This window comes from Bradyrhizobium sp. CFUWI, assembly GCF_056429085.1.
Window position 1 is genome coordinate 1 of record NZ_JBWJZE010000075.1, and the last position, 3,332, is coordinate 3,332.

At 62.0% G+C, this 3,332-nt stretch carries 2 protein-coding genes and 4 pseudogenes; 3 read left to right on the forward strand and 3 right to left on the reverse strand.

The features are described 5' to 3' along the window. Positions 1-124: 124 nt before the first annotated feature. Positions 125-1,060: pseudogene (locus tag AC066S_RS38550) on the forward strand (IS3 family transposase); the annotation flags it as partial. 100 nt (positions 1,061-1,160) lie between these two features. On the opposite strand, the gene AC066S_RS38555 reads toward AC066S_RS38550, so the two are convergent. The 3 genes and pseudogenes from AC066S_RS38555 to AC066S_RS38565 all read right to left on the reverse strand — a co-directional run. Next, positions 1,161-1,382 (reverse strand): hypothetical protein, encoded by a 222-nt coding sequence (locus AC066S_RS38555; RefSeq protein WP_478271898.1) that lies wholly within the window; start codon positions 1,380-1,382, stop codon positions 1,161-1,163. A gap of 38 nt (positions 1,383-1,420) precedes the next feature. Then, positions 1,421-1,944 (reverse strand): annotated as a pseudogene (locus tag AC066S_RS38560) (ATPase, T2SS/T4P/T4SS family); the annotation flags it as partial. Between the two features lie 84 nt (positions 1,945-2,028). Continuing rightward, positions 2,029-2,144: pseudogene (locus AC066S_RS38565) on the reverse strand (IS110 family transposase); the annotation flags it as partial. Between the two features lie 6 nt (positions 2,145-2,150). On the opposite strand from AC066S_RS38565, the pseudogene AC066S_RS38570 reads away from it, so the two are divergent. After that, positions 2,151-2,403: pseudogene (locus AC066S_RS38570) on the forward strand (transposase); the annotation flags it as partial. A 338-nt stretch (positions 2,404-2,741) separates the two neighbouring features. Beyond that, entirely contained in the window at positions 2,742-2,966 is a 225-nt protein-coding gene (locus tag AC066S_RS38575) for a helix-turn-helix domain-containing protein (RefSeq protein WP_347338661.1), read from the forward strand. Positions 2,967-3,332 lie beyond the last annotated feature (366 nt).

Consider the following 3,332-nt stretch of genomic DNA (forward strand, 5'->3'; position numbering starts at 1 on the left):
AAGTTCTTGCCAATGTCGATCCCAAACACCGTTGCCGGCCTGGGCTTGTTCCGTGTCCTCATTGCTTCCTCCTTTCAAAAGCCAACTCAGTCTGACTGAGAGGACGGGGCGGGTCATCCCATTAATGGTGACGCCCGCCGCGAGGCGAGAGGCCGTCGCTCATCTGCGGACCACCTTCGAGGTGAGCGAACGGCGGGCGTGCAAAGTCCTGGGGGCAGACCGCACATCGGTGCGCTATCGCAGCGGACGAGCTGACGATGCGGCCGTGCGCGCCCGCCTGCGCGAGCTGGCGGCGATCCGCCGCCGGTTCGGCTACCGGCGTCTGTTGGTGCTGATGCGGCGCGAGGGGCTGGTCATGAACCACAAGAAGTTCCGACGTCTCTATCGCGAAGAACGACTGCAAGTCCGCCGGCGTGGCGGACGCAAACGGGCACTCGGCACCAGGGCGCCGCTGGCAATCCCGCAAGGCGCCAACCAGCGCTGGAGCCTCGACTTCCTGTCGGATGCGTTCGCCGACGGCCGACGGTTCCGCATTCTGGCTGTGGTCGACGACTTCACCCGCGAATGCCTAGCGCTCGTCGCCGATACCTCGCTGCCGGGCCTGCGGGTCGTACGTGAGCTCGATGTCATCATCGCCTGGCGTGGCCGGCCGGGGTTGTGCCTGTCCGACAACGGCACCGAGCTGACCGGCATGGCCGTGCTGCGCTTCAGCCAGGAAAGGCAGATCGAGTGGCACTACATCGCGCCCGGCAAACCGACTCAGAATGCCTTCATCGAGAGTTTCAACGCGCGCCTGCGCGACGAACTTCTCAATGAGACACTGTTCACTTCGCTCGCACAGGCTCGAGCCGTGCTGGCGGCCTGGAAAGATGACTACAACAACGCCAGACCGCACAGCGCCCTGGGCAACCTCACTCCGACTGAATACGCCAAACGCAACGCTCCCGGGCCGCAACGGGGCGGGACGCTGCGCTATGCCGAGGGCTCCGCGCCCCACCCCGTTGCTTCACCGAGCCCCATGGGCTCATATTCAACCAGGAATCTTCCCATTGCTGGATGAAGCGAGGGGCTCAGACCACGCTCTCGATTCGCGCAAGCGTCTGCGTTAGCGTCGGGGCCTGTGAACCGTAAGAGCAGGTCGCGAATATCCTCAGGATGCGTCATGCGCCCGCCTGAGGGGCGAAACGAAGGCGATCAATCCGATTGTAGTTGATCACCGCCGGGTCGGCGCCGATCACCGGAAGTTGGCTGACTACGTAATGCACGACCTTGTCCATTCCCAGCTCCTGTTTCAGCGGATGTTGTAGGTCGCGCCGATCAACCGTTGCGAAGTTTCGGCAGCCGAAAATATCTTCCTTCGATCTTCGATCTAGCGGCTCCATGGCGGGCATTCTGAACTGGTCGCCCCGCAGCTCGGCTATCACGTGGATTGATGCCCGCTCCGGTTCGAGAAAATAGTCAGTGAGGCGCGGCCGCGCAGCACCGCGACGAGATCGATGGTCTCGGCGATCAGCGCTTTGAGAACGGTGAGGAGGGCTTCCTGGATGAGCTGCTCGAGGCGGCGAAGCACGCCCAGCGCCGTGCCGGCGTGAATCATTCCGGTCCCGCCGGGATGCCCCGTGCCCCAGGCTTTGAGCAGCTCCAAGGCTTCGCTGCTGCGGACTTCGCCAATTTGAATTCGGTTGAGGCGCAGGGACGAGCGGACCAGATCAGACAGGGACGCGACGCACCGCCGTCCTTGGTGCGCAGCGCGACCGGGTTCCGCGCGCGGCATTGCAGCTCACACGTATCCTCGATTAGGACCACGCGATCGGCGGTGCCGGCGATCTCGGCCAGCAATGCGTTCGTCAGGGTGGTCTTGCCGGTCGAGGCGCCGCCGGCCACCAAGATGTTCCTGCGGGCGGCAACGGCTTCGCGGAGCACGCCTGCTTGTCCCGCCGTCAAGCAGCGGGAAAAAACCTGCCTCGACTGGATGCGGCCATGGACCTTCTCGCGCCAGCTCTGGTGGGGTCATCGCGTCCCGGCATGAATCCAGAGCGGGGCATTCAAGCCTCGTCAAGCAACTTGATGATCAAGGTCGCACCGACGATCAGCAACGTCCGAAGTCGTCGATTCCCGCGCTTTGATATCGCCCCAAGCCGCTGCGTTTGGATAACCTCGGCAGCCACAGGAGCAAAGCGGTTCGACAGCTCATCCGTTCGGTCGGCGCCAAACTCTTCTTTCTGCCCAAATACTCGCCCGACCTGAACCCGATCGAACAGGTCTTTGCAAAGCTCAAGCACCTGCTCCGCAAAGCGGCGGCGCGAACCGTCGACGCGGTCTGCGCCGCAATCGGCCAAGCACTCGATGCCTTCCCCCGAGGAATGCGCCAACTACCTCAAAAATTCAGACTATCAAACCTAATGCCATCACGCTTTAGCAGCGCGGCAATGAGCGGGGGTTGGCAGTGGTGCGGACCGGACCCCGGACGCTTGGGCCGGGGTCCGGGGAACTACACGGCCTGTGCTTCTTGTCCTTGACAGCCTGAGGCCCGCAGGCGCCTCGACTAGTTCGTTTGTTAGGAATATCACACATGCAAGTTGCCGTCCCTTCGTCGGCACTGTGCGGCGAGAATGCGGACTTGCATCTAAATGGTAGGCGATAGCCAGTGTTTAACCGATCGAGGGAATGGCAAGCTTCGACACATGAAGCCTCGCGCGCTACTGGCCTGGAACGTCCGTCGGATCCGCCTCAAACGTGGTATGTCGCAGGAACGATTGGCTCGCGCGGCTGGGATCGACCGTTCCTACTTGGCCGGTCTTGAGCGCCAATCGAAAAATCCGACGATTGATGTTCTCGATCGCATTTCCGAAGCGCTCAGCGTTCATCCGTTCGATCTCTTTGTTAAGCCGTCGAGCTGTGCGAGCATTCTCAAGACTTCGCCCCACCGGCCTAAGCGGCCGCATCTGCCTCGCAAGAAGCGGTAGCCATTCATACGGCGACGGGAGAGCAACACAAGCCATCTCGACAACGCAACGCCGGTCGGCAGGATTATGCAACGCGCAGCATGTTTCCACATGAGGCACGTCTCGTCGAAGGCATAGCACGAAGCGATAAGGACATGCACAAGTCTGCTTTGGTATCTAATCCCGACATGTTCTTTCGCCGAGTCACCGCAAGCCGCTCGCTACGGCGCTCGCTCGGAGGGCGCGCTTCGCGAGCGGCCAGAGCTGGCTCCGCAAATTCGGACAGTAGCTTGAGTGGATTTTCTGCCTGACAGCGGCGAGGCTTCTTGCCGCGAATCAGGAGCGAAGATGACGAAGAGGAGTCGCCGGACGCATTCTCCGGCATTC

What these genes read in the sequence shown, in the direction of transcription:
- AC066S_RS38555 (WP_478271898.1), bottom strand. Translation starts at nt 1,382, where the DNA reads ATGGAGCCGCTAGATCGAAGATCGAAGGAAGATATTTTCGGCTGCCGA.
- AC066S_RS38575 (WP_347338661.1), top strand. Translation starts at nt 2,742, where the DNA reads ATGTCGCAGGAACGATTGGCTCGCGCGGCTGGGATCGACCGTTCCTAC.